The sequence below is a fragment of the Pseudomonas pergaminensis genome, assembly GCF_024112395.2.
Classification (GTDB): Bacteria; Pseudomonadota; Gammaproteobacteria; order Pseudomonadales; family Pseudomonadaceae; genus Aquipseudomonas; species Aquipseudomonas pergaminensis.
Map to the genome: position 1 here is coordinate 1,780,492 of NZ_CP078013.2, position 25,030 is coordinate 1,805,521.

Here is a 25,030-nt window from a genome sequence, read left to right on the forward strand (position 1 = left end):
GGGGCTCGCAAACGAACCGATGCCGCTTTCGGTTGGGCGCAGTCAGGGCCTCGGTAAGGCGAGGCACGACGGCGGTGCATTGCTCATAGGCGAGAGGGCCACTCCAGCTATCAGCCTTCACCACTTGGCAATCCGTTCGGGTTGCATCTGCGCATAGGTAAAGCAGAAGGAATACCGTCATACGCTAAACTCCCATGAGCATGCGCGTCAGTGCATTGGGCTGGCCGTCCGGTGTCAGCTTTTCGAGTGGTTGGGTGATGGTGCGACCTCTCGCGGTGCGCAAGGTGGCAACGCCGCCACCGATCGCTTCAATAACGCCGGTACGAGCACTGAGACGGTATTCACGACCACCGCCGCTCAATTCGACGTAGCTGACCTTGTCGCCGACAGCCAGCGGGGTTGTGGTAGCCTCTGCGGTGCCGCCTTTGGGTTGATTCACTTGCATGGTGCTTCTCCTTTGGGTGGTCGGTGTCGAGGGGTTGCAGCCCCTCGGCACCACCTTCTTACTGGCTTTCGCCGGTTGGGTTCTGCTTCCGCACCAGGTGCAGAAGCAGGTTTTCAAACTCAACAACCTCATCTGTTGCTGACTGCCATTCCAGGACTGCCTGGATCTGTTCCCGGCTGCACTCCAGCACCAGAATTTCTTTGTCGCTTACCGCACGAACCTCCAGGATCGCGACCAGGCCGGCTGGGTCGTATGCTTCGGCGTGAACGATCTTCCCTGACTCGTTAAACCATTCCTTCAGCTCTTTCAGGTGCCGAAGGCGGTTGGTTTCGCCTTGTTGGCCGTCACCGGTGATGACTTGTACGTGCATGGTGCTTCTCCTTTGGGTGGCAGGCGTTGCAGCGTCTGCGGATGTTTGGTCAGGCTTGGAAGTGCCAGCACTTCACGATGGGTTGTTTAGTTATGACTGCGTTGCTGGTCTTGGCTTGGTGGGCACGAACCGCGCTATCCGTTGCTTTATTGGTGTCGATCAACTTCCGCGAGCGGGAGTCTTTCAGGCGCTCGCGCAGCTCGCTGACGTCGGCAATCTTTTGGCGATGCTCGGCCGCGCACTTTACAAAGTCGTTGAGGTTGATCGCGATGATGTTGTCTTTCTTGCTGTGGTTGACCACAGGACCGTCGGCGTCGAGGCCTTCCAGGTATTCGTAGACTTCCCAGAATTCAGCCACCACCGGATGGTCGGAGCTGATCGAGGACTGGCGCTCGATCGCCATGCGGATGATCTGCGTGCGGGTGTGGCTGATCTGCGGTTCGGTGAGCGGCACCACCATGCGCAGGCAGTCGAGCAGGGCGAGCAGTTGGGCGTGGTTTTTGTTGATCCGCTCGACCCGGATGTACCCACGCAGCTTGTTGCCGCAGTGCTGACAATCGGCTTGCTCGTCCTGAAACGGTGTCTCACAGGCAAAGCAATGCGAATGCAGGTTGCGTAACTTCGCCTCGTAGCCAGGGATGCGCTGGGCGAACAGCTCCAGCACTTCCAGCTCTTTTCGAACGGCCTGTAATACAAAGTTGCTGAGCGTCGAGCCTTCCAGAGCATTGAGCCGGTCTGCCGCCGCTCGGCTCTCTGGCGTCACGTTCGGGCGCACAAAGTGCAGTTTCACAATCCGGGTCATGATCGCTTCAGATGCGACCACAGGGGCGTTCTGGCTGATGGCGATCGTGCCGCGAAACGGCGGTTCGTAGGTTTCGTTGCCGGCGGTTTTGACGCCCTTGGTCGCGAGTGTGCCGCCGCCGTAGTAGTCCTTGAGTTCGTCCCATTCAAAGGTCTTGGCGTGGGCCTTGTCGTCGCCGCTGCGGTCCGACTCCAGCAGCACGATGGGCATGCCCGATACCTGGCCCATCAGGCGGCTACGGCCGGCTTTGGTGGACTTGGACGGGTCGAACCCTTCGTAGCCGTCCCGGCCTGCCAGTTTCCAGAGCAGGGTAAGCAACGTGGTTTTACCGGCCCCGGCCTCGCCTGTGGCTTCAAGGAACGGAAACGACTGGTAGCGGCTGCGGATCTGTTCGGCGAAAAGTGAACCAAACCAAAAGGTCAGCGCGACGATGCCCTGGGCGCCGAAGCATTGCCATAGCAGGCCGAGCCACTGTTGATCATAGGTTTTACCGTCTTTCTCCAGATCAATCTTCACGCCCTTTTGCAGGGTCTTGAGCTTGAGTTTGCCCATCTCAAAAAACTCCTCCTCGTTAATGTGGATCACCTGGCCTTCGCGGACGGCGACGTCGTTGAACACGTAACAGTGGTATTCCTTGCTGTAGCCCACGTAGTCGATGGTCTGTACGGTCTTGATGCCGAAAAGCTGGTCTTTCATGAGTTTGTCCAACTGTTGGCCACTGCCGGTGAATACGGCCCCCGCGCCCATGCCCAGAAGTCTCTTTTTGAATTCGCTGGCGGCAGCGACCTGACCGCCTGTGAAGGTGTTTTTCACTGAGCCACCGTCGTGAGGAAAGTCGACGCGGAAGAAGTACCAAGACTCGTCGGTAATCTCGTTGCGCTGGAAATAGAGGGCTTTGGGGTAGCAGTTGGCGATTTCTACGACGCAGCCGGCCACGTTCAGCGCCTTCTCCCGCAGCTGCTTTTCGTTCAGTACCTGGGCTTCCTGGTCGTCGCTTTTCTCCAATGCCTGCTTGGCGCTGTTGTATTTCGCAAGGTCCAACTTCCACCAGTACAGGCGGGAGTCGAAGCAGAAGTGAAACTCCTCGCGCTCGCGCCACTGGTACATGAGCAACGCCTTGTCGCTGGCACTGTCTGCGATCAGCAGGGCGCCCTGGTGGCGGGCTTCCTTCAAGTCTTTTTCGATGCGTTCCGCGCGTGCTTTCTCGTCGTCGATAAAGGCCCAGCGCTGGTGCAGATCGTTCCAGTCAACCTTGCGTGCATCCGGCTGTGTGACCTGGGCGGCGTCGCAGGTATAGCCGAGCTCGCGGGCACGCTTCACCCAGGTGCGGGTGTATTTGTGAGCGCCTGGTTCGTTGTCCAAGGCCCAAACCAACTTGGGAGTTTTGCCGCCGCGAGCGGTGATGAGGGTCTTCAGCGATTCTTCTGGAAAGGCGTTTGATGACAGGGCGGCGACGGCGGAGATACCGTTTTGAATGAGCGCAATGGCGTCGAAAATGCCTTCAACGATCCATAGTTCGTTCACCTCCAGCAGGTCCAGGCACGGTGGGCACCACCAATGCCCCCTGTAACTCTTGAGGGGCTGGAAGCGGGCTTTCTTCTTGCCGAAGCGGGAAGGCTGATCAATCAAGCGCTCCCAGTACCCGCCGTGCTCCAGGGGAAAGCGGACTGTTGCGGAGCCGATATTCAGGTCACGATCGAAGTAGCTCTCTTGGGTGTACCACCCCTCAAGCAACTCGACTTGAAAGCCCCGCGCGAACGACAGATACGCTCTTGCGCTTGCGGCCGGCTCGTCGCGGGTAGCCGGCGCGCGCTTGCTCCAGTCGTCGAACAGGTCCGGGTACAGCTCTTTGGTCGGTGCCATATACCGGCATTTTTCCTCGCGGCCGCAGCGTATGAACCATGGTTCATCGTGACGCGAGAACAGGCGTTTCTGATTGCACTGGGGGCAGGTGCCCTTGCGCATGTAATGCGTGCCGTTCATGTGCTGCAGGCCGTAATCGGACTCCAGACGCTGAAGTACGTCAGCCCGGATCTGATCTTCCATTGGCTTACGTATCACTGCGGACGCTCCGCAGTAGGTACAACGAGCTGTTTTTTCAGCTCGCTGCGCGTCTTGCAGATGCCAGCCAGGTAGGGCAAGTCCTCAAGCACCCTTGGCGCCCGTTGGCCGCTCGGCACGTTCCGGTAGCGGTCGGAGTACCAAATATCGGCCATGGTGACTTCGTACTGACTGGTCAACCACAGCAGGTAGTGCTGCGCCTGCTGTTCGTCCAGCTCCAGTTTTATGGTGATTTTGCTCATTTCGGCCACCAGTAAGTTGCAAATTTCCCCTACCCACGCGGTGCGGGCATCTATCAGGGAAGGTTTCGGGTTAGTGCGGGAGGTTGCGAGTCAGCAACAGGCGTGTAGGAAGCAAGCGTGCAGAAACGGGGTGTCGCTGTTGGGTGCAGTTGTCGAGCAGCCAGATGACCGGTCGAAACGGGCCGCTATTCGGGTGGACGCCAAGCCAGGCAACGCGCTTGCAGGTCATGCTTTCGAACTCGGCGACGGCCAGTTCAGCGATGCGTTGCACAAGGTGCTGAGGGACTTCAAGCGACAGCGTCAGGTAGCGCGTGCAGTTCTCCACCAACTGCGTGTCTCCGGCCAAATGCTGGCAACGATGGCGGTAGAGGTAGGCCACCGCCGCTTGTTGCATCGCGGCGCGGTAGTCACTGGCGGGGTTGGTAGTCAGACTGATGGCGTTCATGCGGTTGTGGCCTCCAATTCCAGTTGGTCCAACAGATCGGGCTGATTGTTGGCTGTTTTCATTGCCTGGCGACGAATGACCACATCTGCAACGGGCAGCTTTACAGCCGGGTTGGGCATGCCGCTGGGGCTCAGTTCGTGGGTCATCTGAAACTCAGCACGCACCGCCCAGCCGCACGCTTCGTTGGTGCATTGCATGTAGGTGATACGCAGGAAAATGTGTTGGCCCTCGCTGGTGCGAATACGCATGCGGCTGTGACAGTGGGGGCAGACCAGTTTGTAAGTACTCACTAGACAGCTCCCTGGCTGTACAGCTGGATGGTCGCGAACACCTCGGCGTAGCGGGCGGACATGTAGGTGAGCAGGGCGGCGATGATCGCGTCGGCTTCGCGTCTTTCGATAACACCATCGTCAAGGGCGGCAGACATGATCTGATCCACCTTGCCTCGCTTGGCCGAGGCCTTGAGCGAGCGGCTGTACAACTCCACGTTGTCCAGGTTCTCCGGCAGGCTCAGCGGTACGAACATGCCGCCGTACATTGAAGCGATGTAGTCAGCCAGGAACGTGGTGCCGGCGACTTGCTCCAGGCGGTGGATGTGTTCGTCGGTCAGCGGGCGGCTGCCGGCGTTTTCGTATGCTTGGTTGTCGAACTTCTTCAGCGGCATGCCGAGGTCTGCCGAGGCGTATTCCCGACCGCCTGGGTAGGCGCCGATGACGGCCATGACGACGCTCTTTCTGCTGTCTAGAACTGGGCGTTTCATCTTCTGGTTTCTCCCTGGAGTCATCGCCCCTACAGTCGTTTCATACAGCCTGTGCTGATGTTTGTTCGGTGCTCTCCGCGAGGATTCCCGGCAGCACTTCCTTACCGATTACCCGCGAAAGGTCCCGAAGTATCTGGAACGTCAACCGGCCACGAGGCAGTTTGTTGTGCCCGGCCCAACGCTGAACCACTTGCGTCACAGTTCGCACTTCATAGCCGTGGCTGAGGGCGAACTGACGGAAGTTGCTGCCGCGCTCGATCAGCCGTGCTTGGATCTGGCGCTTTTCCATGGCTTGGCTCATGGTTGATGTGTTCCTAGTTGGTTAAGATGTACTCATTGCGCATAAGCCTATTTATTCTATTTAAATAAATCAAGCGGTATTTACTCAATATGCATAAAAAGTCTCTCGACGCCGTGCTTGAACGCTTGATGACGGTCTTTGCCGTAGATAGCGATAGTGAGCTGGCACGTAAGCTGGACGTGAATCGACAGACGTTGGGGAGTTGGCGTAGTCGACAATCCATACCTTATGCGTTATGCGTAAACGTAAGTGAGGCTGAAGGCGTTTCTCTGGATTGGCTGCTCACCGGGGAAGGAACAATGTTGCGAGGTGTGTCGGTCGCTGCCACTGATTTGCCAGCCACCACTCCTCAGGAAGACGCGATTTTGGCTCTATTCCGGTCCTTGGAGGAGACCGATAGGCGGGAGATACAAAGCGCTGCTGAAGAAAAGAAACGCATAAGGGACATCGAGCAGCGCCTCAAGGATTTGACTGAAGCCCTTGCCGATACCAAACGGCCAGCATAGTCTGTACCCATTAAGAACGGATCAGCGTGAAGGGATAGCACTGATCCACTCGCCAAGCCCGGTTTACAGGGATTGCGGGTCTGCCAAATCGTCATAGGGATGTGATCTATGCATAGCACCACCCCTCTCTCGGTGTGTTCTCATCTCATTCATGCCTTCTATGGTAAACCCGAAAAAACGATCGGTGCTTTATCCATAATTAAATTAATTAGCTAGGGCGCAGAAAAGTTATGGAAATTACTGAGTCGATTATTCATGGAGTTATCAAGGCTCGTGAAACTAATGGTGAAGGTGCGGTAACGATAAGACCCCGTGAAGTGGTGCTGCCTATTGATGCGCGTCTTGATACTTTGGGGGGGGAGGTGCTAACCCTTTACACTCGACTCAGTAACGGCTATGGGACATTTGGTGATGATGCTTTAATTCATCAGTTTCCTGTTCTAATGAAAAGATATATCGAACAAGAGATAGATCTCGTTGAGTTTAGTCGAGGGGTGTGTTCGTTGATCTCTGTTCCTATGCAAGAACAGTGGATGGCTACTACGACTTGGCCACTTTTTGTTCGGTATCATAATCAGGGCAGAGATTGGCTTCTTATAGCAATGTTGAAGCTTAAGGAAGGCGTAGGTATTGATGAGGCGACTCTTGATCTGAATGACTCCCTGTCATTTGACGTTAGCCACTTGTATGAGGCTGCGCGAATTGATATTCAAAAATGGCAGAATGATGAGCAGCCGTACCTTTCATTTATAAAAAGGCGAGCTACCGATGCTGATGTTACCAAGTATTTTAGGGTGGCCTTGGCGTGTACTGAATACACTGATGCTCGACATAATACAGAAGTAACGGTTACAGCTCTTAATGATTACTTCGAGAGCGAAGGCTGGGAACCACTCAAAAGGCAAGTTGCTACGGATCGTTTATATGCTCATTGTGTTGAAAAGAAAGCGAATGATGAGCCGGTAAATTTGGTCGCGCTATCTGCAATTATTAATGATCAAGCTCCTGAGTCATTCATTAATTTCATAAGGGATAATGAGTATGAGGTGAGTGAGGTTTTTTCGCCAAATCCTGCCACTTACAAAAAATTGATGAGGGTTAGTAGGAGGTTTGGTAGTGTTAGTGTAAGCTTTGATGTTAATGATCTTCGGAATGAAACTGTTTATTATGATCCGGAGTTGCAAGGTTTGGTTATAATGAATCCTCCAGCAGACTTACTTGCTGAGATGGATAAGGCTCTCGGTGCTCAAAATGCTGCCAACGACGAAGATTGAGTTAGCTGTCGAAGTTTACAAGCTGCTGGAGAACCGCACCCTCGAGCAAGGTCGCTTGAGGGGAACTCTTCCCGGCGAAGTATTCGAAGAAGCCGTTACGAAGTTGAATAGGTTGGAGATGCTCCAAAGTTCGTCTGCTGAGACCAGAGAGGTGCTCTTTATGCCACCTTTGGAGCAGAACGCTTTTTTTGCTTTTTCATTAGATGATTTGCTGGCTACCAGCCAGCGGCGTCAGTCTGTGCCTGCCAAATTTTATCTGGCCGATATCAATTATTTATTTGAGGGGGACTATGAGGCTGCCCCTCCAGAAGTATGTTCGTATGTAGATGCTGTTACCTTGGTAGGGTTGTTTTCTCCCCCGTTAGCTGATCACATTGTTCCTAAAGGCGCTGCTAAGTTGATTTTTTTTCATGGAGAAAAAATCGAGTTGTTCCTTGAATATAGTCGCGAGGAAATGTCTTGCTTGAGTGGTGTCTCGGCTTTTGCTCAAGATTATATAAAGACAGAAACGCACGTGGAGCAGAAGCGTACTATTGTTAAGTCTATACTTTTGGAGATGAAGAAGGAGGTTGGTGAGGGAAGGTTTCATGTTGGGTTGATTATGTCTCGATTTGAAGAGTTTGCGAGGCGTGTATCGTCCAGTTATCAGTTGTATGTTTCGGAATTTTCTTTTCAGAAAATAAAGGCAGAGGTTGAAAAGAGTAAGTTTGAGGCGCTGACTAAAATCAACAAGGTTTTTTCTGATATACAGAACCAGCTTTTAGCAGTCCCAGTTGCACTGATAGTTGTTTGCGGTCAGATGGAAGTGGTTGACGGATTCTCTTTGAAGAATTTTTTTATTCTGGTAGGGTCACTTGTTTTTGCAGTTTTTATGTTGTTTTTAATATTGAATCAAAAAAATACCTTATCCACTATTTTTTTTGAAATGACCGCAGAGTGGGATTTAATTAAGGGTAAGCATAATGCGGTAAAATTAAAATTTGACGCGCCTTATAAGTTGCTGCGTGTTCGGTATAGATATCAGTCGATATTGTTGGAGGTCGTTGGTCTGGTAGTGCTTATCTCCTTTGGTGTGGCACTCGTTATGTTCTTTTATTATTCTGAAAAGGGTGCTGTGCCATGGTGTGCGATTACTTGGACATCCATCGGCATTCTATCTTATGTCGTGTTCAGAGCTGTCTCACTGTTCTGTGATCCTTCCTTAAGAGAGGGTGGCGATAAGTAAGCTGGTGATTATTAGTTAATTTCCCAGCTTGCTTTGTTCACGAACTACCGCCCGCTTGGCCGTTTTCTCACTGGCGTACAACCACCGCAACCGCCTCGGCTTCGCCTGATCCCCCGCCGTAATCGTCTTTTCTTTCCCAGTTTTCTGGTCGCGGTAGTACGCGATGATCCCCGTGTAATCGCCCTTGTTCTCTTCCGCCAGATCCTCAACGTTGTCCTCCGGCAGCTTGCTCTCCAGCTCCAGGCTGACGGTGTAGCCGCCATCCGCACTAAGGCTGTGCTGCACATTCCCGCCATACCAAATGATCTCGTCGATTTCCGCCTTCACGCCCTGGAGCGTGTACGTCAGCTCGGGGATCAGATCCGGTCGCCCCATTGCCAGGGTATAGCTGAGCGTTGCACTACCGCGTTGCAGACGCCGAAACTCCGCACGGGCCGCACGCAGAGCCGACTGTTGGTCGCTGTACGTGTGGCGCAGATCTTTGAGGTTGTCACCGCCGCCGGCAATGGCCTCCTGTTTCTTGGCGCTATTCACGTCGTAGTAATAGGCGCGCACGCCGTCGTAGCTGTCGCGGTCGGCTTGCAAGTAGCGGTGCTGGTCGCCGTCCGCGCGGGTGAGGACGATGTGGGGTAGGTCCATGCCGCTGGCCGTCTTGCCGCCGCCCGCCGGCAGGCACAGCAGGCACCCGGCCTTGACGCTGGCCACCGCATCGAATTCTTCGCCCAGTCGGCTGATCAAGTTGGCGTCGGACTCGTTGGCCTGGTCGAGCTGCAGGATGGGCAAACCGTCGAGCGCACCGGCGATGGTGGCGGTGAGGCCGTTGCCGATGGCGATATCGCCCAGCACGTCGCCGAGGGTGGTGTTGCTCCAGCTGCGTTCGCGTTTGGTTTTGAGGCCCTTGCGCAGGTCTGCCGATCGCGCGCGGATGCTGAGCATGTCCGGCGCGCCGCTGTGTTCGGTTTCGTCGACGGTGTAGGTACCTTTGTCCACCAGGCCGGTGTCGCTCCAGCCCAACCACAACCGCAACACCGCGCCCTTGGGCGGTATGGTCAGCAGGCCGTCGTGGTCGCTGAGGGTGATGCTGAGCTGGTCGGCCTCCACGCCGCGGTTGTCGGTCAGCTCCAGGCTCATCAGCCGCGGGCTGATCAACTGGGCGATGTCCAGGCCGTCGACGGTGAGCCGGAACGCCGGCACCGGGTAGGCTGCGTCGCGGACGTAGCGTTTGGCGGTGTTGCCCAGGTAGCCGGTGGCCTTGGAGATGATGGACTCGATCACAACAGGCCTCGCAGGATGTTGACGCCGATGCTGGTACCGGCGCCGAGCAGGTCGATTCGGTCGTCGTCGGTGCGTTTCAGGCTCAGGGTGAATTCGATGCGCCGTGGGGTGCCGTCGCTGAAAAAAAGGGTCTTGGTCTCGCTCAGGCTTTCGATTACCCACAGCCCGTAGATCCGCCCGGTGCCCTCGACCATGGGCCAGGCCTTGCCGGTGTTTGCCATCAGGCGAATGGCGTCCAGGCTGAGCGCGCTGCCGGCCAGTTCGGGGAGGATGATGCCGGGGAGGGTGATGGCGTCGTCGCCACGGCCCACGAACTGCCGCGCGGGCGCCGCGCCGATCCGGTTGTTGCTGGCGTGGCGCCAATCGGTCTGGCGCTGTAGTTCCTGGTAGGCGGCGGTTCTGAGGCTGAACACGAACATGCCGAGGGCCATCATCATGGTGGTTATTCCAGGTCAGAGAGTTTGCTGCGCTGGCGCGCTTTCTTTTCGTTTTCGATGCGGGCAAGGATGGCGCGCAGGCTCTTTTCCAGGCTTTGCATGTCTGTGCCAGGCCCAGCCGTGACGTCGATTTGGTACACGTCGTGGCTGTCGTAAACGACTGTCGGCGCTGCGCTACTGATCGGCGGCTTGGTGTCGACGGCAAACGCCGGCATGGCAGTGGCGCCCAGGGCAAGCGTGCCGGCGGCGGTCATTTGCTTGGTCATACTGGTCAGGGCGTCCAGCGGGCCTTTTTGTCCAACCTCCAGCCCCTGTGTCAGGCCGGCCATGGTGAACCCGCCAAGCTCGGCGAAAACACGTGACGGGCTGTGGATGCCGAGCTTTTCCTTGAACCATCCGATGCTGGAGTCGCCGATCGAGCCGATGGCGTTTTTCACCGCGCCGAGCCCAGCCGTCAGGCCGTTGACCAGGCCGTTGACGATCATGCCGCCGAACTCAGTGAACCGGCTGGGCAGCTCAATGCCCAGGTAGCTCAGCACTCCGGCAAAGGCCTGGTACAGCAGGCCGAGCGGGCTGAAGTTGACCAACGTGGTGATGATGCCGCCAATTCCGCCGTCGAAACCCGCTTTGATTTCTGTCCAGGCATTGGCGAAGTAGTTCTTCACCGCGTCCCAGTTCTTGTAGATCAGGTAGGCACCCCCAACCAATGCGGCGACGACAGCAGCGATGATCAGGACGATTGGATTGGCTGCCAGGCCCCACATTGCCGCGCCGACGGTGCGTAGCGCGGTAAGCAGTGCGCCGCCCATTGCCATTGCGAGCATTCGAACGCCCTGGGCGAACATGGGGAACGCATTGCGGGCCAGTCCCGTCAACGTGGGGAGCAACCGGCCGAGCATCTTGGTGATGCCGCCGCCTTGAAGGCCAAACATTGTCATGCCATAGCGCAACACTGCGAACGGACCCAGCATGCTTGCCATGGTCAACGCCAAGCCGCCGAATACGAATGCCAGTCCGGCGACCGCAGCCACAACTTTGACCAGGCCACCGGCCAACTTCGGATTCTCCCTGGCCCAGGTGCCGATGCTGTTTGCGATATCTCCCAGAGTGTTGATCAAGTCCTTCAGATCGGGGGCTACAGCTGCTCCGAACTCTGCCATTGCGTTGGTAAAACTACCCTCGGCGGCTTCCATAACGTTGGTGAGTGTGCCGAGTTGTTCATTGACACGAGTACGTAGATCAGCCTGAACTTGTAGCTTTTGTTGGACTTCCTTATATCCCGCTAGCCCCTTGTTCATCATGGCGTCGAGGGTAGACATTGTCTCTGCATCATCCCCGAACAGCGCCTGCTTCACGGCTGTACGATCAACATCATTCAGTGCTTTCAGCTTCTCAATCTGCGCGTAGAGGTTCTCTAGACCAGCAAAGTTGCCTTTCTCATCTGTAAATTTGAACGAGACGCCCTTGTTTGATTCCTCCAGCAATTTGTTGGCTTTTTCGACTTTTTCTTGATTCAGACCTGCCTGAAAAATCTTGCGGAAAGCGTTACCTGCCGAACCACCCTCCATCGCCGCCTGGTCCATCATGATCAGCAGCGGCGCCAGTTCCTTGGCTGCATCGATCCCTGATTTTTTGATCACGTCCATTACGGGGGCGATCTTGCTAAAGCCCTGAAGCATATTGGTAGGATCCACGCCGGCGTAGAACCCTCGCTGGATGGTGTCCATAAGGCCCATCATGTCTTTCTCGCTGGTGCGAGTCGCGTCCTGCATCTTGGCAGCAAACTCCGCCGCCTCTGTTGCGCCCATGTTCAATTGGACGCCCAGGTACGCAGCGGCTTCACCAGTTCCCCCGAGGATGCTTTGAGCGCTGATACCCTGGCGCCGCAGCATCGTCATCATGTTCTGGAAATCAGCCGTGGTTCCTGGCAATCGGTCGCCCAGTTTGGTCGCCAGGTCTGTGATTTTCTGGAAGTCTTCTGAGACCTTACCGGCGTCGTCCATCATCGACACCTTGAGCTGTGTGGCGGAATCTTCGTTGGGCGCAAAGGCTTTCACTGCAGCGGCAATGGGGCGACTTGCTGCGTAGCCAACGCCCAAACCGGCGGCACCGTTCACAGCAAGATTGCCGGCCGCTCGCTGGGATTTCTCCATCTGACTGCGAGCCACTGCAGCTCGCTTATGCTGGGCGCTCAGCTCGGCCATGCGCTTGCCCTGCAAGCTGATACTGGTGTTGGTAGCGTTGATTTGCTCGCACAGCTGGCGTTCGTGGGTGCCCAGGTTTTTGGTGCTGATGCCGGCGTCGTAGAGTTTCGAACGCAAGCCTTGCAGCTGCTCGCTCTGCTGTTGGTGCTGCTGCTTGAGCCGCTGGGCCTCACGTACGGCTGACTGAAAGCTGCGGGTCATCGCCCTGGTCGGCGCACCCGTCGCGGCAAATTCCTGACTGAGGGTTTTAACGCGATCACGGGCAGCGGTCAGGGCGGCACCGGTCTGCTCAGCGGCGGCGCGTTGCGTCCGCCAGGCGCTGATGTCTTTCTGTTGGCTGTTGAGTTCTTTCAGGCTGTCGCGGGCTGCTTTGAGGGCACGTGCTGTCTCGATACCCCCTTCGCTGATGTGTTTTAGCGGGCGGGTAGCCTTGTCGATGGTACTGAGCAGCACCTGTAGTCGCAGATCATTTCCCATCAGTAGAACTCCGCACTCTGGCGCGTTCGCGCCACTCCATCAGCTCTTGCAGGCCCAACTGGTCCATGTCAGCCGGTGCCCAGTGAAAAACCACGGCCAGGTCGGCCATGGCGTCGTCTACGCAACGAGGGATGAGTCCATCTTCATCGATTTCTGTAGCAAAAAACCGCACACCTTGGTACCCAGCGCGAACAGATCCGCTGGGTCCATCGACGTGACCTCGATGGCGGTGAGGGTCGGGCTACTGATGCGCGGCAAGACTTTAACCAAGCTGTTGACATCGATTTGCAGTAGCTCTGCCAGGCTCACACCGCGCAACTCGCCCGAGTTGGGTTTGCGCAAGGTGATGCTGTCGATACTGGTGGTGCCACGGCGGATCGGCGTGTCGAGGATGACCGTGTTGTCGTCGGCCAGTGGTTTGACGTCGGGCTGTTCGGTGGTTTCGGTTTTCATGGGTAAAGCTCCTGGTGATGAAGGGGGAGTAGCGATCGATGCCGGCAATCAAAGGCCGATGGCGTTGCGATGTTTTTCCAGCATGTCGACACCGCCGACTTTCTCGATGAAGTTGAGCAGGTCGATCTCGATGATGTCTTCGTTGTCGACGGTCAGCTTGTAGTAGGTGCAGGTGGTGGTGATGGAGTGTTCAGTGTCTTCACCGGGCTGGGCGTCGCCCATTTCGATGGTTTCGTGACGGCCACGCACGGTGATCTCCACCGCACTGACTTCACCGGTGTCGTCCTGCTCAAATGAGCCGGCGAAACGCAATGCCACGCCCGACGCATTGACCGCGCCGAACTGCTTGAGTACGACCAGGTCGAGCCCACCGAGCTTCCACTCCAGCTGGATGCCGTCGTCGGAGAAGCCCAGGTCAGCCTTGACCGGGCCGCTCATGCCGCCGCCGCGATACGCTTCCATTTTGCGGCCCAGGGCGGGGAGGGTGACGGTCTTCACTTTGCCGGTGTAGCTGCCACCGTCGTTGAACAGGTTCAGGTGTTTCAGTTTATGAGGCAGGGCCATGGCGGGGTTCTCCGGGGTTATGGCACAGGGTTAGCTCCCGTCGCGGGGAGGCCCGGTTTAAGCGTTGATGGCGGCTGCGAACTGCATCAGGTAGCGGTCAGTGATGCGCTGACGCAGGGTGAGGTCTTCCAGGGGCGGCACTGGGGTGTAGTCGTAGTCCAGGGTCAATTTGCCGGCCTTGAGGGTGTCCTTGTCATTGATCTCCTCCGGGTACCAGCACTGCCCGCCGATCAGGTAGCCCTGGGCGATCAGCTCGCGGAATTTGGCGTTGATCCCGTTGATGATGTCTTTCACCAGGGAGGCGTGCATGGGCTTGTCCATGGCCCACATGTGGGCCTCGGCCATGGTGTCGGCGATGATCTGCGCAGTGCGGGTGTAGTTTTCGAAGGCAAACAGCGGATCGTCGCTGCACGTGCGGCTGCCCCAGAAGCGGAAGCCACCCTCGTTGATCAGGGTGGTGACCTCGTTGCTGTTGAGGTAGTTGGCGTCGGTGGCCGGGTTTTGCAGGTCCCAGAACACGTCGGCGCTGATGCCGGTCACGCCGTTGACGGCGAAGTTGGAGATGGTTTTGTGCCAGCCGATGTCTTTGTCGATCAGCGCCCGCAGGCCCAGCGCACGGGCCACTGCCGACGCGGTGACGGTCGCGCTGGTGACCGTGTCCCAGTTCTGGAACTCCGGCCAGACCACCATGACTTCACGGGCGCCGAAGTTTTCGCGGTAGGCGACTACCTCTTCCTTGGTTTTGCAGTCCCACGCACTCACGTAGGCGAAGGCGCGCAGGTCCTTGGCGATCGATACCAGAGCGGTGGCCACCGGCTGGCTGTCGAGGCCTGGCACACCGAGGATGCGCGGCGTCATGCCCACACGGGCCTTGGCGGCGAGCAGGGCTTTCATGCCGGTGTACTTGCCGTCGGCGGTGGTGGTGCCGATCAGGGCGCTGGTGGTGGCGGCTTCGTCTGCGCCTTCCTTGACCCGCACCACGATGGTGTAGGGCTTGGTCTGGTCCGCGATGGCCTGCAGGCTCTTCGCCAGGGTGCCTTTCACGCCGGCTTTGGCGATGGCGGTTTGCACATTGGTCAGCAGAACAGGGGTGTCCAGCGGGAAAGCGAGCGGGTCTGCATCTTCAGCCGTACATACCAGGCCGATGACTGCGGTTGCGATGGTGCGAATGGGGCGGGTGCCGTCGTTGAGTTCGAGAACCCGCACGCCGTGGAGATAGTCTGAACCGGCCATGGGTGGTTGCCTGCGCTGTGATGGAATGACAGTGCACAGGCTGCCGCGCGCGCGCCGGTTGGGCGAGCGCGGCGGGTTGTTGTCGTGGGGTTTACAGGTTGGCGTCTACCAACCAGGCGGGGGCGGTGGGTCGCTGCTCAGTGTTAGGGAATGAATCGGACGCGGGCCAGTCGCGCAGGTCGAGGCGATAGCGCTGCAATTCCTGATACTGCTCGACAGTCAGCGTTGTAGGCCGATCTGCTTCCAGTTCGTCGCGGTGACGCGTGACCAGGCTATCAGTGGCCGATAACTGACGGTCACGCCAGGAGCGTTCCTGCTGTCGCGCGTCCTCAGGCGTCACCTCGGGCGTGATCCATGCGGGACGCCCCTGGTCATCGCTGCCACGGCGCATACCGGGCGGCGGCGCTGTCTGGCCGAATGCCTGCCAGTCTTCAGCGGTTACTTCGACAGCATCTTCCGGCCAGGTACCCGCCGCGTCATAGGCTGGGCGCTCGGACAGGAAGAGAAAGCCACAATCACGGGCGCTGTAGTAAATGACCTCGGGCTGCGGCGGTTCCGGTGTTTCGTAGAACACCTCAAATGATTCGGGCACTGGCGTGTCAGCTTGGTTATCCATGTTCAATATCCGATGGCGAAGATCAGCGGTTTAACGAGCGATTGGTTGCCCGTGCCAAACCATTGCGGGAAAACCTTTATGCCCAGGCGGTCCCAGTATTCAACCTGAAACATCTGGTCCGACAGCGTGCTGCCTGTGGTTGAACGCGTAAAAACGCCGGCAAAAAGGCATAGGTTAGGAAAAGGAACGGGGTGGTTGATTGCCGGATAGGCGACAGTTTCAGCACCGCTGATTGGCCCCTCGTACCACTGAAGGTAAAGTGGTGTGCCGTCCTTGGTTGGAATCAGCGCGCGACCATTCGGCTGCAACGCGACGGTCGCTAGCACGTCCGTGATATTGCCTTCGGTGAAGATCTTCTTGTCACCCCAGACCAGATCGCCCACAGACGACATCTTCAGGTAGCGCGCAAACTTGCTCGACCAATTGAATAGCAACGCTGGCGCGTACTTCATATCAGTCTGTGTGCCGCCAACTTCTTGAACTTCCCTGATTTCGGCCGCGCCACCTGCACCATCTCCGCCATTGTCTGCACCGGCCGGGATAGGACCCGCCAGGATCGGTCGCTGACGACTGACCGTTCCAATCCGAAGAGAGGTTGCCACATCGGCTTTCAGATTGAGTGATGCTGTGACGGTCGTTGCATAGGTGTTTACCGCCGACCAAACAAAGGCGGTGGTGGCCAACTGTGTGGTGTTGGTGCCGGCGGTAGCCGTTGGAGCCGTGGGGGTGCCCGTGAGTGCGGGGCTTGCCAAGTTGGCCTTGGACGCAGGACTGAAGTTTCCGCCGTGGTACACCAAGTTACTGCCCCAAAGCAGGTCCCCCAGGTTCGACATCGCCAAATCGCGAGCTTTCAAACCTTGCCAGTGGAACAAAATACGGGGGGCGTAATCCAGAGTCGTTTGAGCTGCGCCGACTTCCTGTGCCTCGCGGATCTGCAAGGCTCCGCCGCTTCCGGTGCCATCGATCCCTCCCGGCAATGGCGCCGCCAATGCTGGCAACTGCTGGCTCACTACATCGACGCGCAGCGCATTGGTAATGCCGTGCCCGGCGAGCGTAGTCGGGTTGGTACCAGCAATAACACGCCCGTACTTGTCTACGGTCAAAACTGAATAGGTGCCGGCATTGATGCCCGTTCGCCCCGCGACCATTTCGAAGACCAGTGCAGTGGTCCCGAGCACAATCGGGGCATCTGTGACCAACTGCCAGACGCTGTCGCCATTCGCCGTACCCATTTCAACACTGACGAACAGGCCAGGCGTTACCTCGACGCTGGTATCCGCGTCTTGCGTCCGCCTCCAGACCCCTGCAGATGACACGGTGTACAAACCGTTTTCCTTGGGTGCTGCCTGATTTTTCACCAGAACCCTTACGTCTGCGGGTAACGGCACACCGTCGATTGTTTGCAGGCCGTTCAGCGCGATGTTCGCCGTGGTGGCCACCAACACCGAGTGCTTGAAGTCCAGCTTGGAGAGCGCATCGACGACTACGGTGTCGACATACTCGCGGGTTGCGAGCACAACGCTGGGGTCAATCTTCAACTCGATATTGGCTGTGCTGCTGACGATCAGGTTGATCCGAATCACCTGGGTTCGGCCGGAACCTTGGGCGAGCAGTGGTTTGAACGTCGGTGCGCAGTTGGCGACCGCAACCATGTCCCCATCCGCGTCGTACAACGCAAGTTCACGAACCCACCAACCGCCGATGCTTTCCGGGATGATCTGCTCGGCGATGATCACGCTGGCGTTGGTTGGGTCCACTTTTACCTGGTTAAGCGGCGCGCGGCGGCGCTCGTTGATCAGCTTGGTCTGCGTGCGGCTGGGGATTGGGTCCGTACCGTTGGCATCCCCCACGCCCATCTGGGCAAAGGTCCAGGGCGTACCAAGGGCGGCGGCGTTGGCCTGCTTGGCTTCACCCACGGCGGTGAGAATCGCGAAGAACTGGCTGTTTTGGTCGGTCATGAGTAGATGTCCATCGTGTCGATATGATGTTCGCGGCCACCGATGCGGTACACGCCGCTGATGTCGATATCGCGCTGGGTCGGTGGGTAAACGCTGAGTTCGTCGCCTTCGTACACGCAGCCCCCGATGAATACGGTGCCGGTGCTTTCCAGGCTGATCGCCAAGCCGGTCAGGTGGCGGGTGAGGGGCTTGGCGTCATCGATCAGCCAGGTCAGCTCCTGGTACATTTCTTCGGTAATACCGGTGTCCAGCACGCCAACCTTCAAGGCAAAGGTGGCGGGCACGCCTTCCGGCACAGTCTCCCACCATTCCATCACCTCGATCAGGTAGCCCAATGGTTCGACCACGCGGCGCAGAGCGCCGATGGTGCCTTTGTGGGCGTGGATGTAGCGGGATGAACGAATGGCCGCGCGCTTCGTGGCTTCGGTCCAGTTGCTGTCCCACCGGTCGACGGAGAAGGCCCAGGCCAGGTAAGGCAGCACATTCACTGGGCAGTCGTTCGGGTTGCACAGTTGACGCAGCGGGATCGGCACTCGCTGAATCTGCGCCAGTGCTTGCGCTGCTTGTCGCTCAAGCGGTGTGGAGTTTCCCGGCAGCAGCTGCTGGGCGCCCATTACTCGGCACCCCGCGTGACAGTCACACCGGTGCAGTAGGGCGCCTGGGCTTTGGTGGCGACGATATCGACCCAGTTTTCCAGTACGACCTTGCGGACACCTTCGACAAACAGCGCGGCGTGCAAGGCCGATTCCGACACCTCCATCGCCAGGCGCCGACGTCGGTTGACGTATGCCAGCAAGCGCTGTTCGGCGGCGGCAATAATCGGTTCCGACTCGGGGCCGCTGGTCAGCAGATAAAGCTTGGCTTTGACCTGGTAGCGGATGATCTGCGCGCCTTGCACCGTCAGGCGATCACCCACCGGCCGGCGGTCATCGTCGCTCAGGTAGTTTTTGACGGCAGTGATCAGGTCCGGCGGTGCCGTCCCATCGCCAAGCAGCGATTGCACGGTGACTACTGCCACCGCAGGTGATGGGCTTTCAGCCGTGGCATCGGCCACCCGACCGTCAGCGCCTCGGGCATGGAAGATGTAGCTGTTACGCGGGCCGGCGGTGCTCAGCCCTTCCCAGGACATTTGCGCACGCTCGCGCAAGCTGTCGTCGCTCTCCATGATTCTTGCGACAGGTGGGACCGCCAGGAGCTTGGCTTCCTGAACCACCAGACGCTGGACATTGAAGTTGCCCGCCAGTTGGTCCAGGTCGGGGCCTTTGGCCAGGGCCAGCAGGTTTGCCATCGACGCTTCATTGACCCGCTGACGCCAGATGGTTTCGCGGTAGGCGTTCTCTTGCAGCAGCTTGGTCAGGGGCTCGGCTTCCATTTCGAGGCGAGCGGCAATCTGCGGCTGTTCCTCAATCGGCCACAGGCTGATCATGTAGGCCTTGCGCTCGGCCAGGATCACTTCGAAGTCGATCTGCTCGACGATCTGCGGCGCCGGGAGTTGGCTGAGGTCAATCGCGGCAAAGGAGTTCATACACTGCCCCCCAGTTGCAGCGGCAGGCTCATGCTCAACGGCTCGTTGGTGTCGACGATGGTGCCTTCCAGCTCCAGCACGGACTGACCTTGAAGGTTCGCGCCGAGAAACTGCACACGGCTGAGGCTGATGCGGGTTTCCCAGCGCATCAACGCCATGACGGTGCCCGCGTAGACACGCAGACGTGTAGCGTCGTTGAAGGGATGGTCTACCAGCTCGGGCAGCAGGCTGCCGTATTCGCGGCGCATCACTCGGGTGCCGATGCGGGTGGTGAGGATGTCCGTAATGCTCTGGCCGATGTGAGCCAGGTCGCCGATGGCGCCGCCGGTTTCTCGGTTCATGTTGGCTTACCTGATAGATCGTCGCCTTGCTTGACGCCCTTGGTCAGGTGATTGACCAGGCTGATGCCCGCTGCGACTACGTCTTCCGAAACGTCTACACGGCCGACCACGTTCTGATTGCCCGTTTGGTTGTAATCGCCCAGATGATTAATCGGCCCGATGATGTTGATCCCGCCCTTACTCACCAAGCTGGTGGTGCCACTGTCGGGTAGGGTGGCGCTCAGGTGATGTTGGACGCTGTCGTACTCGATTACCGCGCCATCGGCGTAGGTGCGACGGTGCAGGCCGGCGCGGTTGCCGTTGGCGGGTATGTGGTCGCTGGGCAGGCCGGTGATGACGACGCCATTGGCGAGCTGGCCGGATGGGCTGAACAGGATGACCTGTTCGTCAACGGTGGGCGGATCCCACTCCCGATCGGCACCGGCGCGCAGGGCGAGCCATGGCAGCCAGGCGGTGGTCAGTGAACCAGTTTTTACCTGAACGCGCGGGGGCTCCATCTGCACGGCGGCGATGACGCCGAAGCGGATGAGGTTTTCGAGCATGCGGGAGAGGGCGGCGAAGTCGTTCATGGCGCCGATGGTGGCGTTGCGCGTGCGAGAGCGCAGCAGCTTCGCGTTGTAAGGGCGCACGTTACAAGAGGCGGTTTCTAGGCTAGTGTCAGCCTTGCCAAAATGAGTGCTCGAATAAAAACCTTCAAAGGAGTGAGCTTAATGCTATCAATACTTCATCCGAGCGTTATGCGAAAGGTATACGAACTTTCGGTTGGTCTATTACCCGTATTAGTCAGGGGTGATTCAATTCCTAAGTTGATTGTTAAAATATCAAAGGAAGCTATTTTGACCGCGAAAATGCGGCAGTCCTTCAAGATTCATCTTATTCCTTATGAAATTCCCGGCGTTAAGTCTGTAGGCTTCTTAGCGGCATTTTTTGATGATGAGCGACACCCGTACACTACAGGTGGGGCACTAATTAAGGAGTTGGCGGGGAGGGAGTTGTCTAAGCTGTTTTTGTCCCCTCAAGTTGATGTTCATTTTTTTGATGAGCTTGGTAGGGAAATGCTTGCTTATAGAGCTGAGTTTAAATCCACAAAAAAACATAGAGATATGCTGCGTGGTGCAGTTATCCCGAGCGTTCATGGTTTGAATCAGAGCGCAATACTGAGTGAGATGTCAGATTGGCATATGATAAGTGGCCCGGCAGATGATGAAGCCGCGATCAGCGTAAAATTTCTAGAACCGCTGATGCCCGAAGATATTGTATATTTTGATATGCGTCCAGAGAACCACCGCTATCATGGTAGTGAGGGATTCAGTTCATTTACTCTCGAAAGAGAAATGCCAGGCCCTCCGCAGGAAAAAGAAATTATTGCTTTACTTGAAAGAACGTTTGACTCGAATAGTATCTATCTTGCCCCCAAAAAAACTTATGATAAAGAAGAGGTGGTAGATATTCTTGTGGTTAGCGATGAGAGCGTTATCTTGATTCAGGCGAAAGACAATCAAAATCTTGAGGGGATTCTGAATAAAACAATTGAGAAAAAAAGAACGGCTACAAATAAAGCTTTGAAAAAAGCTATTGCTCAGGTCAAGGGAGCAATAGGTTATCTAAAGCGGTCGGATGATTTTGTTGTGCTTATGGATGGAAAAGAGGTTGAGATAGTTCTGCAAGGGAAAAGGGTTTATTCAGTTATAGTGGTAAAGGAGCTTTTTGACGATGATTACGATGAATACACGCCGCCAATGCTTGAGCTTTATCATCAAACTGGAATTGCTTGCATTCCTTTGTCCTACAGCGAGTTGCATCAGTACTGTCAGTATATTCATGGGGACGCAGCGTTTTTTGAAGCATTTATGAAAGTTTTCAATCACGGGCTGGAGACTGGGATGTTCCCTCGATTGCGCGTTCTGCCCCCGGGATCTGTTGTCAATAACTAGGTCGCAGTGAGATGCGATAAAAGACTGTCGCGGATCATATCTAGATCCGCGTCAGTAAATCCTAGAGTCTCCCGCTGTTCATAACGAGTATAAGGGGCGCCACGTTCCGCACGATCCTTCAAACCATATTGGTGAACCCTGGCAATACGGGCAATCCGCCCGGTGAAGCCTACCGTCACAGTATTGCTATCCCCACGAACCTTCAGATACGACGCGGTCCGCAGCTTCTTGAACATCGCCAGCTTCCGCTTAACCCGCCCCTGCTTCCCCCGCAGGTTCCGCTGCTTACGCGGCGCAAACTTGCTCCCGTCCGGATTCTCCTGGGCCATCACCCGCTTCTGCTGACTGCGGCGCAGTTCCTGCCCAATGCTTCTGGCAAGCTTGCTGCGCTCCCCTGGCTCCAGCCGTTCCAGCAGCACCGCCGCCCAGGTCTCCAGCGCTTCCAGGTTATTCGCCATCAGGCACTCGCCATTCACTGGTGTTGCCCTGGGCCCCAGGCCTCCAGTTTGGATTGAGGTAGCCAACCACGTACTGCGGTTCGTTCGGGTGCTTGACGGTGGTATTGCCCTGGGCATCTTTGCCGACGACGACTTTTTCTGTCAGCGACAAAGTAATGCTGAGGTCCACTTTGTCCTTGTCGAGGATGTCGGCTTCGAACTGGATGCCATTTTTGACCTTGTCCAGGTTCTCCAGCAGCTCGGACTGGTTGACGCTGAGCCAAGCCAGGATGGGCAGGAACACGCTGTCAGGGTGGCCGGCGAATGCGGTGAGGATGATCTGCAGATCGAAGCTGTATTCAAACGACAGCGTATGTGCGGCGGTGCAACGGACCTTGCCGTTGTCGATGAATATCAACAGGCGGTCGGGGTCGTGCTTCAACTCGGCGACGGTGGCCAAGAGGTGAGCGCGCAGGCTTTCGTGCTTGTTCATGGGTTCGCCTGTTGGTGTTTGTAGACCATATCGACCTGGGCGGCGCACTCGGCCCAGGCGGCTTCGGCGCGGTCCTGGTCGGTGAGCTGGTCGCCGTTATTGAGTGGGCTGGTCGCCGGCAGCACGCACGGCGTCACGGCCGGACAGCCAGTCGCGATAAGCGTCGGCGCCGGTGAGGGCGGGGCGCTCGCGCAGCCGGCGAGCAGCGTCAGGCAAAGGCTGATCAGCCCATTTGCGTAGTTCGTCGTTCTCAAGTTTCAGCTCCTTTATGGTTCGCTCGCGTTTCGCCAGGCCCAAGCGCAGTTGGTCCTGCTGGCTGCGCAGGAGGCTCTGTGCATCGCGCTCCTGTTTCAGGGTGGCGGTGAGGGTTTTGGCGGTTTCAAGATTGCGGTCGGCGTCGTCGCGGGCGGTCTTGGCCGCAGCCTTTGCTAGGTCGGTTTTGCCTTCGGCGACGTTGATGCGTGCCTCCTGGCCCCAGATCAACAGCGCCAGGGCGCCGAGCAGGGCAATGCCGTACAGGGCCTGGCGCAGGGGGCTCATGCGCGATACCAGCCAAGTTTGTTCATGGCGACGGTGTCGAATTGCTTGATCGGTCCGCGCACGACCACCGCCCGGGCGCCGTTCATGATCTGGATGGATTCGGCCAACAGCTGCATATCGTCATGCTCTGTCGATTGCGGCACCACCAGCACATCGCCGTCCTGTACCCGCAGCTTTTCCAAAGCGTCGAAGTCGATCATGCCGCCACCCCTCGCCCGCACTCGCAACCCGCGTGCCGTTCGTAGGCGCGCTGGAGCTTGGTGTCGTACAGATTGCGCAGGTAATCCGGCCCGTTGTAGAGCTTGGCGAACTCGGCCCATTTGCGGGCTTTGAGTGCCTTGTGCAGCGCCGGGTCGGTTTCAATGAAGCGTGTGAACGCGTCGAACTGCTGCGATTCGCCGGCACTCATCGCCGCCACAAAGTCCTGCACGCTGGCGTAGCCAAGGCGCTGCCAGTGAAAGCCCATGATCTGGAAGGCGCCCCAGGACGCGGACTCCAGCGCAGCGGTTTCGTCGATCAGGCGGGCCATGGCCAGGCGTTGGTGTTCGGCGGTACCGCCGCTGTACCCGCCGGATTTCGGGTTGACCAGGGCAGGGTTGGCGACCGCGAGTTGGTCGGTGTGACGCTTGAGTTCGGCCGGGTCGTCGCCTGGGTGGCGGACCTTGGCGAGTTGGCGGTACATGATGTGGCGTTCGAACAGAATCACCGGCTTGCCGTTGTCGAGAAAGCCCCTGCCCTTGGATTCCACCTCGTTGACCGCGTAGATGCTCGCCAGTGGCACGCCAAGGCGATCGGCAGCGGTCACCAGATCGACATTGCGCAGCAGCTGGGCGCAGTCGCCACCGGCAAGGCTGGCTTGCGTCTTGGTACCGGCGACACCATCGGCGACCAGGCCGACTTTGAGCTGGTAGGCGCGCACGGCGATTTCAGTGGCGTCGCCGTAGTCACCGTCCGGCACCAATTTGGCGCCGTGCTTGTTGAGGTTTTTTTGCAGGATCAGTACCGCTTGCGAGCGGTCGCCGTGGCGAAGGGTCGTCATAGCTGCTCTACCTTCCGGTTGAAAAACTTCTTCGCCGCCGCGCGGGTGCCTTCCACGCCGAGCAGCCCGATAACCCCGCCGAAGAACGGCGCGGTGGACGTCGGGATGCCGAGCAGCGCCAAGCCGTGGCTCGCGGCCAGGGCCAACGTGCCGCATAGCGGGGCTTCGACCACCATCCGGCGGAAGGTGCCACCGCCGTACATGATCCGCAGGGCGGCGATGATCAAGGCCAGGATTCCGGCGTAAAGAGTCGGCCAGTTCTGTTCGAGCCAGGCGGCGAGCCAGGCCCAGGTGTCGGGACGGTCAGGCATGCGCTTCATTCCGTTGTCCAGGGTTGGTGGGTTCAAGGGCTGGGTGCCGCAGGGTCAATTCCATAGCTGCACCATCTGCCGCTGGTGCGCGGTGGTTTGAGCTTCGGGCATGTTGACGACAAGGCCTTGCGGGAGGATCGGGCCGTGGTCGGCCAGACCGGGGTTGGCCTCAAGCACGGCCTCGGTAACACCGGCGGTGCGGCCGTAGAACCGCCAGCAGAGGGCGTCAACGGTGTCGTTTTGGTTGGTGCGGACGGCGACGGGCATCAGATCAACTCCACGGTGGTGCGGGTGCGGCCGAGGAAGTCACGCACGGCCCAGCGCAAGTCGCGGCGGTAGTCGTCAATGTTGGGGGTGAGTGCGTCGGCTTTGTCGCTGCCGGTGTTGGTCACGCTGTAGTCGCGGTACCGCTCGCAGACTTCGGCGCCGGTGCCGGCCTCGATCGCGCGGCGGTAGAGGTGGACCTTGACCGACACGTCCTTGATGCGGTCGCCCGGCACGTCGGCGAGGGTGACGTAGCCTGCGGCCTGTTGCGCGGTGCGCCACTCGCTCAGCTCGTTGTTGAGGTTGATCGCGGCGGCGATCACTGCGGTTTCAAGTCGCGCAGGGGTGACGCTGGGGTCAATGCGCAGAGTGGCGCGCAAGCCGTCCAGATCAATCGACGGCCAGAATGGGTCGGTGTTGATGTGGCCGCTGTCGACTGTGCCGCTGGCTACAAATGCGCTCATGACTGCACTCGAAAATAGGTCGCCGGTGGTCGGG

33 protein-coding genes and 1 pseudogene are annotated in these 25,030 nt (G+C 57.9%); 4 read left to right on the top strand and 30 right to left on the bottom strand.

The genetic code is table 11. The annotated features are described in order from the left end of the window. Positions 1–184 precede the first annotated feature (184 nt). From KUA23_RS08065 to KUA23_RS08100, 8 genes are all read right to left on the bottom strand, one after another. Positions 185–445, bottom strand: a complete 261-nt coding sequence (locus tag KUA23_RS08065; protein ID WP_252993697.1) for a hypothetical protein — start codon at positions 443–445, stop codon at positions 185–187. Between the two features lie 58 nt (positions 446–503). After that, positions 504–815: a hypothetical protein gene (locus KUA23_RS08070; protein WP_252993698.1), complete on the bottom strand. Its 312-nt coding sequence runs from the start codon at positions 813–815 to the stop codon at positions 504–506. 49 nt (positions 816–864) lie between these two features. Beyond that, on the bottom strand, positions 865–3,663 hold the full coding sequence (locus tag KUA23_RS08075) for a toprim domain-containing protein (protein WP_252993699.1): 2,799 nt from the start codon (positions 3,661–3,663) through the stop codon (positions 865–867). An 11-nt stretch (positions 3,664–3,674) separates the two neighbouring features. Beyond that, a complete protein-coding gene (locus tag KUA23_RS08080) occupies positions 3,675–3,920 on the bottom strand; it encodes a hypothetical protein (protein ID WP_252993700.1) in 246 nt (81 codons plus the stop codon). A 70-nt stretch (positions 3,921–3,990) separates the two neighbouring features. Continuing rightward, positions 3,991–4,365 carry a hypothetical protein gene (locus KUA23_RS08085; RefSeq protein WP_252993701.1) on the bottom strand — a complete coding sequence of 125 codons (375 nt, stop codon included), beginning with the start codon at positions 4,363–4,365 and terminating at the stop codon, positions 3,991–3,993. Next, positions 4,362–4,655, bottom strand: coding sequence for an Ogr/Delta-like zinc finger protein (locus KUA23_RS08090; protein ID WP_252993702.1), 294 nt, complete (start codon positions 4,653–4,655; stop codon positions 4,362–4,364). Before KUA23_RS08090 ends, KUA23_RS08085 begins: the two co-directional genes overlap by 4 nt. After that, entirely contained in the window at positions 4,655–5,125 is a 471-nt protein-coding gene (locus tag KUA23_RS08095) for a YmfL family putative regulatory protein (protein WP_046035132.1), read from the bottom strand. Before KUA23_RS08095 ends, KUA23_RS08090 begins: the two co-directional genes overlap by 1 nt. Positions 5,126–5,165: 40 nt before the next feature. After that, complete coding sequence (locus KUA23_RS08100) at positions 5,166–5,414, bottom strand: helix-turn-helix domain-containing protein (protein ID WP_252994261.1); 249 nt, start codon at positions 5,412–5,414, stop codon at positions 5,166–5,168. A 101-nt stretch (positions 5,415–5,515) separates the two neighbouring features. Between KUA23_RS08100 and KUA23_RS08105 the strand changes: the two genes are divergently transcribed. The 3 genes from KUA23_RS08105 (at position 5,516) to KUA23_RS08115 (ending at position 8,431) form a co-directional block, all read left to right on the top strand. Next, on the top strand, positions 5,516–5,932 hold the full coding sequence (locus KUA23_RS08105) for a helix-turn-helix domain-containing protein (protein WP_252993703.1): 417 nt from the start codon (positions 5,516–5,518) through the stop codon (positions 5,930–5,932). Positions 5,933–6,162: 230 nt separating this feature from the next. After that, on the top strand, positions 6,163–7,206 hold the full coding sequence (locus KUA23_RS08110) for a nucleoid-associated protein (protein ID WP_252993704.1): 1,044 nt from the start codon (positions 6,163–6,165) through the stop codon (positions 7,204–7,206). Next, positions 7,175–8,431: a hypothetical protein gene (locus KUA23_RS08115; RefSeq protein WP_252993705.1), complete on the top strand. Its 1,257-nt coding sequence runs from the start codon at positions 7,175–7,177 to the stop codon at positions 8,429–8,431. The genes KUA23_RS08110 and KUA23_RS08115 overlap by 32 nt, the downstream gene beginning before the upstream one ends. A gap of 15 nt (positions 8,432–8,446) precedes the next feature. Here KUA23_RS08115 and KUA23_RS08120 read toward each other — a convergent pair whose 3' ends face one another. The 13 genes from KUA23_RS08120 to KUA23_RS08180 all read right to left on the bottom strand — a co-directional run bounded on the left by KUA23_RS08120 (position 8,447) and on the right by KUA23_RS08180 (position 20,083). Continuing rightward, complete coding sequence (locus KUA23_RS08120; protein WP_252993706.1) at positions 8,447–9,706, bottom strand: phage late control D family protein; 1,260 nt, start codon at positions 9,704–9,706, stop codon at positions 8,447–8,449. Beyond that, positions 9,703–10,143, bottom strand: a complete 441-nt coding sequence (locus tag KUA23_RS08125; RefSeq protein WP_252993707.1) for a phage tail protein — start codon at positions 10,141–10,143, stop codon at positions 9,703–9,705. Before KUA23_RS08125 ends, KUA23_RS08120 begins: the two co-directional genes overlap by 4 nt. Before the next feature lie 5 nt (positions 10,144–10,148). Then, on the bottom strand, positions 10,149–12,824 hold the full coding sequence (locus KUA23_RS08130) for a phage tail tape measure protein (RefSeq protein ID WP_252993708.1): 2,676 nt from the start codon (positions 12,822–12,824) through the stop codon (positions 10,149–10,151). Continuing rightward, positions 12,814–12,933 carry a GpE family phage tail protein gene (locus KUA23_RS08135; RefSeq protein WP_078049802.1) on the bottom strand — a complete coding sequence of 40 codons (120 nt, stop codon included), beginning with the start codon at positions 12,931–12,933 and terminating at the stop codon, positions 12,814–12,816. Before KUA23_RS08135 ends, KUA23_RS08130 begins: the two co-directional genes overlap by 11 nt. 8 nt (positions 12,934–12,941) lie before the next feature. Then, positions 12,942–13,277: a phage tail assembly protein gene (locus tag KUA23_RS08140; protein ID WP_252993709.1), complete on the bottom strand. Its 336-nt coding sequence runs from the start codon at positions 13,275–13,277 to the stop codon at positions 12,942–12,944. Positions 13,278–13,325: 48 nt separating this feature from the next. After that, the gene (locus KUA23_RS08145) at positions 13,326–13,841 is read right to left on the bottom strand and encodes a phage major tail tube protein (RefSeq protein ID WP_252993710.1); all 516 of its coding nucleotides are present in this window, start codon (positions 13,839–13,841) and stop codon (positions 13,326–13,328) included. Positions 13,842–13,898: 57 nt separating this feature from the next. Continuing rightward, on the bottom strand, positions 13,899–15,074 hold the full coding sequence (locus tag KUA23_RS08150; RefSeq protein ID WP_252993711.1) for a phage tail sheath protein: 1,176 nt from the start codon (positions 15,072–15,074) through the stop codon (positions 13,899–13,901). A 91-nt stretch (positions 15,075–15,165) separates the two neighbouring features. Beyond that, entirely contained in the window at positions 15,166–15,690 is a 525-nt protein-coding gene (locus tag KUA23_RS08155) for a tail fiber assembly protein (protein ID WP_252993712.1), read from the bottom strand. 2 nt (positions 15,691–15,692) lie between these two features. Next, complete coding sequence (locus KUA23_RS08160) at positions 15,693–17,648, bottom strand: phage tail protein (RefSeq protein ID WP_252993713.1); 1,956 nt, start codon at positions 17,646–17,648, stop codon at positions 15,693–15,695. Continuing rightward, a complete protein-coding gene (locus KUA23_RS08165; protein WP_252993714.1) occupies positions 17,645–18,262 on the bottom strand; it encodes a phage tail protein I in 618 nt (205 codons plus the stop codon). The genes KUA23_RS08160 and KUA23_RS08165 overlap by 4 nt, the downstream gene beginning before the upstream one ends. After that, positions 18,262–19,173: a baseplate J/gp47 family protein gene (locus tag KUA23_RS08170; protein WP_252993715.1), complete on the bottom strand. Its 912-nt coding sequence runs from the start codon at positions 19,171–19,173 to the stop codon at positions 18,262–18,264. The genes KUA23_RS08165 and KUA23_RS08170 overlap by 1 nt, the downstream gene beginning before the upstream one ends. After that, positions 19,170–19,514, bottom strand: coding sequence for a GPW/gp25 family protein (locus KUA23_RS08175; protein ID WP_252993716.1), 345 nt, complete (start codon positions 19,512–19,514; stop codon positions 19,170–19,172). The genes KUA23_RS08170 and KUA23_RS08175 overlap by 4 nt, the downstream gene beginning before the upstream one ends. Further along, a complete protein-coding gene (locus tag KUA23_RS08180; RefSeq protein ID WP_252994262.1) occupies positions 19,511–20,083 on the bottom strand; it encodes a phage baseplate assembly protein V in 573 nt (190 codons plus the stop codon). Before KUA23_RS08180 ends, KUA23_RS08175 begins: the two co-directional genes overlap by 4 nt. A gap of 141 nt (positions 20,084–20,224) precedes the next feature. On the opposite strand from KUA23_RS08180, the gene KUA23_RS08185 reads away from it, so the two are divergent. Continuing rightward, entirely contained in the window at positions 20,225–21,448 is a 1,224-nt protein-coding gene (locus tag KUA23_RS08185; protein ID WP_252993717.1) for a hypothetical protein, read from the top strand. Here the strand turns inward: KUA23_RS08185 and KUA23_RS08190 are convergent. The 9 genes and pseudogenes from KUA23_RS08190 to KUA23_RS08230 all read right to left on the bottom strand — a co-directional run bounded on the left by KUA23_RS08190 (position 21,445) and on the right by KUA23_RS08230 (position 24,996). Next, the gene (locus KUA23_RS08190) at positions 21,445–21,906 is read right to left on the bottom strand and encodes a phage virion morphogenesis protein (protein WP_252993718.1); all 462 of its coding nucleotides are present in this window, start codon (positions 21,904–21,906) and stop codon (positions 21,445–21,447) included. The two genes, KUA23_RS08185 and KUA23_RS08190, sit on opposite strands and share 4 nt — an antisense overlap. Continuing rightward, positions 21,896–22,378, bottom strand: coding sequence for a phage tail protein (locus KUA23_RS08195; protein ID WP_252993719.1), 483 nt, complete (start codon positions 22,376–22,378; stop codon positions 21,896–21,898). The genes KUA23_RS08190 and KUA23_RS08195 overlap by 11 nt, the downstream gene beginning before the upstream one ends. After that, positions 22,375–22,560: pseudogene (lysC, locus tag KUA23_RS08200) on the bottom strand (Rz1-like lysis system protein LysC); the annotation flags it as partial. The gene KUA23_RS08195 and the pseudogene lysC, both read right to left, overlap by 4 nt. After that, a complete protein-coding gene (lysB, locus tag KUA23_RS08205) occupies positions 22,475–22,918 on the bottom strand; it encodes an Rz-like lysis system protein LysB (protein ID WP_252993720.1) in 444 nt (147 codons plus the stop codon). The gene lysB and the pseudogene lysC, both read right to left, overlap by 86 nt. Beyond that, positions 22,915–23,118 (bottom strand): hypothetical protein, encoded by a 204-nt coding sequence (locus tag KUA23_RS08210; protein ID WP_252993721.1) that lies wholly within the window; start codon positions 23,116–23,118, stop codon positions 22,915–22,917. Before KUA23_RS08210 ends, lysB begins: the two co-directional genes overlap by 4 nt. Next, entirely contained in the window at positions 23,115–23,957 is an 843-nt protein-coding gene (locus tag KUA23_RS08215) for an N-acetylmuramidase domain-containing protein (RefSeq protein WP_252993722.1), read from the bottom strand. The genes KUA23_RS08210 and KUA23_RS08215 overlap by 4 nt, the downstream gene beginning before the upstream one ends. Then, positions 23,954–24,277, bottom strand: a complete 324-nt coding sequence (locus KUA23_RS08220) for a phage holin, lambda family (RefSeq protein WP_178953318.1) — start codon at positions 24,275–24,277, stop codon at positions 23,954–23,956. The genes KUA23_RS08215 and KUA23_RS08220 overlap by 4 nt, the downstream gene beginning before the upstream one ends. Before the next feature lie 45 nt (positions 24,278–24,322). Further along, entirely contained in the window at positions 24,323–24,535 is a 213-nt protein-coding gene (locus KUA23_RS08225) for a tail protein X (RefSeq protein WP_252993723.1), read from the bottom strand. Next, positions 24,535–24,996: a head completion/stabilization protein gene (locus KUA23_RS08230; RefSeq protein ID WP_252993724.1), complete on the bottom strand. Its 462-nt coding sequence runs from the start codon at positions 24,994–24,996 to the stop codon at positions 24,535–24,537. Before KUA23_RS08230 ends, KUA23_RS08225 begins: the two co-directional genes overlap by 1 nt. Positions 24,997–25,030: the final 34 nt, after the last annotated feature.

Coding starts and splice junctions, on each gene's coding strand:
- KUA23_RS08150 (WP_252993711.1), bottom strand. CDS start 15,074: ATGGCCGGTTCAGACTATCTCCACGGCGTGCGGGTTCTCGAACTCAAC.
- KUA23_RS08180 (WP_252994262.1), bottom strand. CDS start 20,083: ATGAACGACTTCGCCGCCCTCTCCCGCATGCTCGAAAACCTCATCCGC.
- KUA23_RS08220 (WP_178953318.1), bottom strand. CDS start 24,277: ATGAAGCGCATGCCTGACCGTCCCGACACCTGGGCCTGGCTCGCCGCC.
- KUA23_RS08085 (WP_252993701.1), bottom strand. CDS start 4,365: ATGAACGCCATCAGTCTGACTACCAACCCCGCCAGTGACTACCGCGCC.
- KUA23_RS08135 (WP_078049802.1), bottom strand. CDS start 12,933: ATGGCCGACCTGGCCGTGGTTTTTCACTGGGCACCGGCTGACATGGAC.
- KUA23_RS08185 (WP_252993717.1), top strand. CDS start 20,225: ATGCTATCAATACTTCATCCGAGCGTTATGCGAAAGGTATACGAACTT.
- KUA23_RS08130 (WP_252993708.1), bottom strand. CDS start 12,824: ATGGGAAATGATCTGCGACTACAGGTGCTGCTCAGTACCATCGACAAG.
- KUA23_RS08140 (WP_252993709.1), bottom strand. CDS start 13,277: ATGAAAACCGAAACCACCGAACAGCCCGACGTCAAACCACTGGCCGAC.
- KUA23_RS08100 (WP_252994261.1), bottom strand. CDS start 5,414: ATGGAAAAGCGCCAGATCCAAGCACGGCTGATCGAGCGCGGCAGCAAC.
- KUA23_RS08080 (WP_252993700.1), bottom strand. CDS start 3,920: ATGAGCAAAATCACCATAAAACTGGAGCTGGACGAACAGCAGGCGCAG.
- KUA23_RS08125 (WP_252993707.1), bottom strand. CDS start 10,143: ATGATGATGGCCCTCGGCATGTTCGTGTTCAGCCTCAGAACCGCCGCC.
- lysB (WP_252993720.1), bottom strand. CDS start 22,918: ATGAGCCCCCTGCGCCAGGCCCTGTACGGCATTGCCCTGCTCGGCGCC.
- KUA23_RS08225 (WP_252993723.1), bottom strand. CDS start 24,535: ATGCCCGTCGCCGTCCGCACCAACCAAAACGACACCGTTGACGCCCTC.
- KUA23_RS08195 (WP_252993719.1), bottom strand. CDS start 22,378: ATGAACAAGCACGAAAGCCTGCGCGCTCACCTCTTGGCCACCGTCGCC.
- KUA23_RS08105 (WP_252993703.1), top strand. CDS start 5,516: ATGCATAAAAAGTCTCTCGACGCCGTGCTTGAACGCTTGATGACGGTC.
- KUA23_RS08110 (WP_252993704.1), top strand. CDS start 6,163: ATGGAAATTACTGAGTCGATTATTCATGGAGTTATCAAGGCTCGTGAA.
- KUA23_RS08230 (WP_252993724.1), bottom strand. CDS start 24,996: ATGAGCGCATTTGTAGCCAGCGGCACAGTCGACAGCGGCCACATCAAC.
- KUA23_RS08095 (WP_046035132.1), bottom strand. CDS start 5,125: ATGAAACGCCCAGTTCTAGACAGCAGAAAGAGCGTCGTCATGGCCGTC.
- KUA23_RS08070 (WP_252993698.1), bottom strand. CDS start 815: ATGCACGTACAAGTCATCACCGGTGACGGCCAACAAGGCGAAACCAAC.
- KUA23_RS08155 (WP_252993712.1), bottom strand. CDS start 15,690: ATGGATAACCAAGCTGACACGCCAGTGCCCGAATCATTTGAGGTGTTC.
- KUA23_RS08145 (WP_252993710.1), bottom strand. CDS start 13,841: ATGGCCCTGCCTCATAAACTGAAACACCTGAACCTGTTCAACGACGGT.
- KUA23_RS08190 (WP_252993718.1), bottom strand. CDS start 21,906: ATGGCGAATAACCTGGAAGCGCTGGAGACCTGGGCGGCGGTGCTGCTG.
- KUA23_RS08075 (WP_252993699.1), bottom strand. CDS start 3,663: ATGGAAGATCAGATCCGGGCTGACGTACTTCAGCGTCTGGAGTCCGAT.
- KUA23_RS08170 (WP_252993715.1), bottom strand. CDS start 19,173: ATGAACTCCTTTGCCGCGATTGACCTCAGCCAACTCCCGGCGCCGCAG.
- KUA23_RS08165 (WP_252993714.1), bottom strand. CDS start 18,262: ATGGGCGCCCAGCAGCTGCTGCCGGGAAACTCCACACCGCTTGAGCGA.
- KUA23_RS08215 (WP_252993722.1), bottom strand. CDS start 23,957: ATGACGACCCTTCGCCACGGCGACCGCTCGCAAGCGGTACTGATCCTG.
- KUA23_RS08160 (WP_252993713.1), bottom strand. CDS start 17,648: ATGACCGACCAAAACAGCCAGTTCTTCGCGATTCTCACCGCCGTGGGT.
- KUA23_RS08175 (WP_252993716.1), bottom strand. CDS start 19,514: ATGAACCGAGAAACCGGCGGCGCCATCGGCGACCTGGCTCACATCGGC.
- KUA23_RS08065 (WP_252993697.1), bottom strand. CDS start 445: ATGCAAGTGAATCAACCCAAAGGCGGCACCGCAGAGGCTACCACAACC.
- KUA23_RS08210 (WP_252993721.1), bottom strand. CDS start 23,118: ATGATCGACTTCGACGCTTTGGAAAAGCTGCGGGTACAGGACGGCGAT.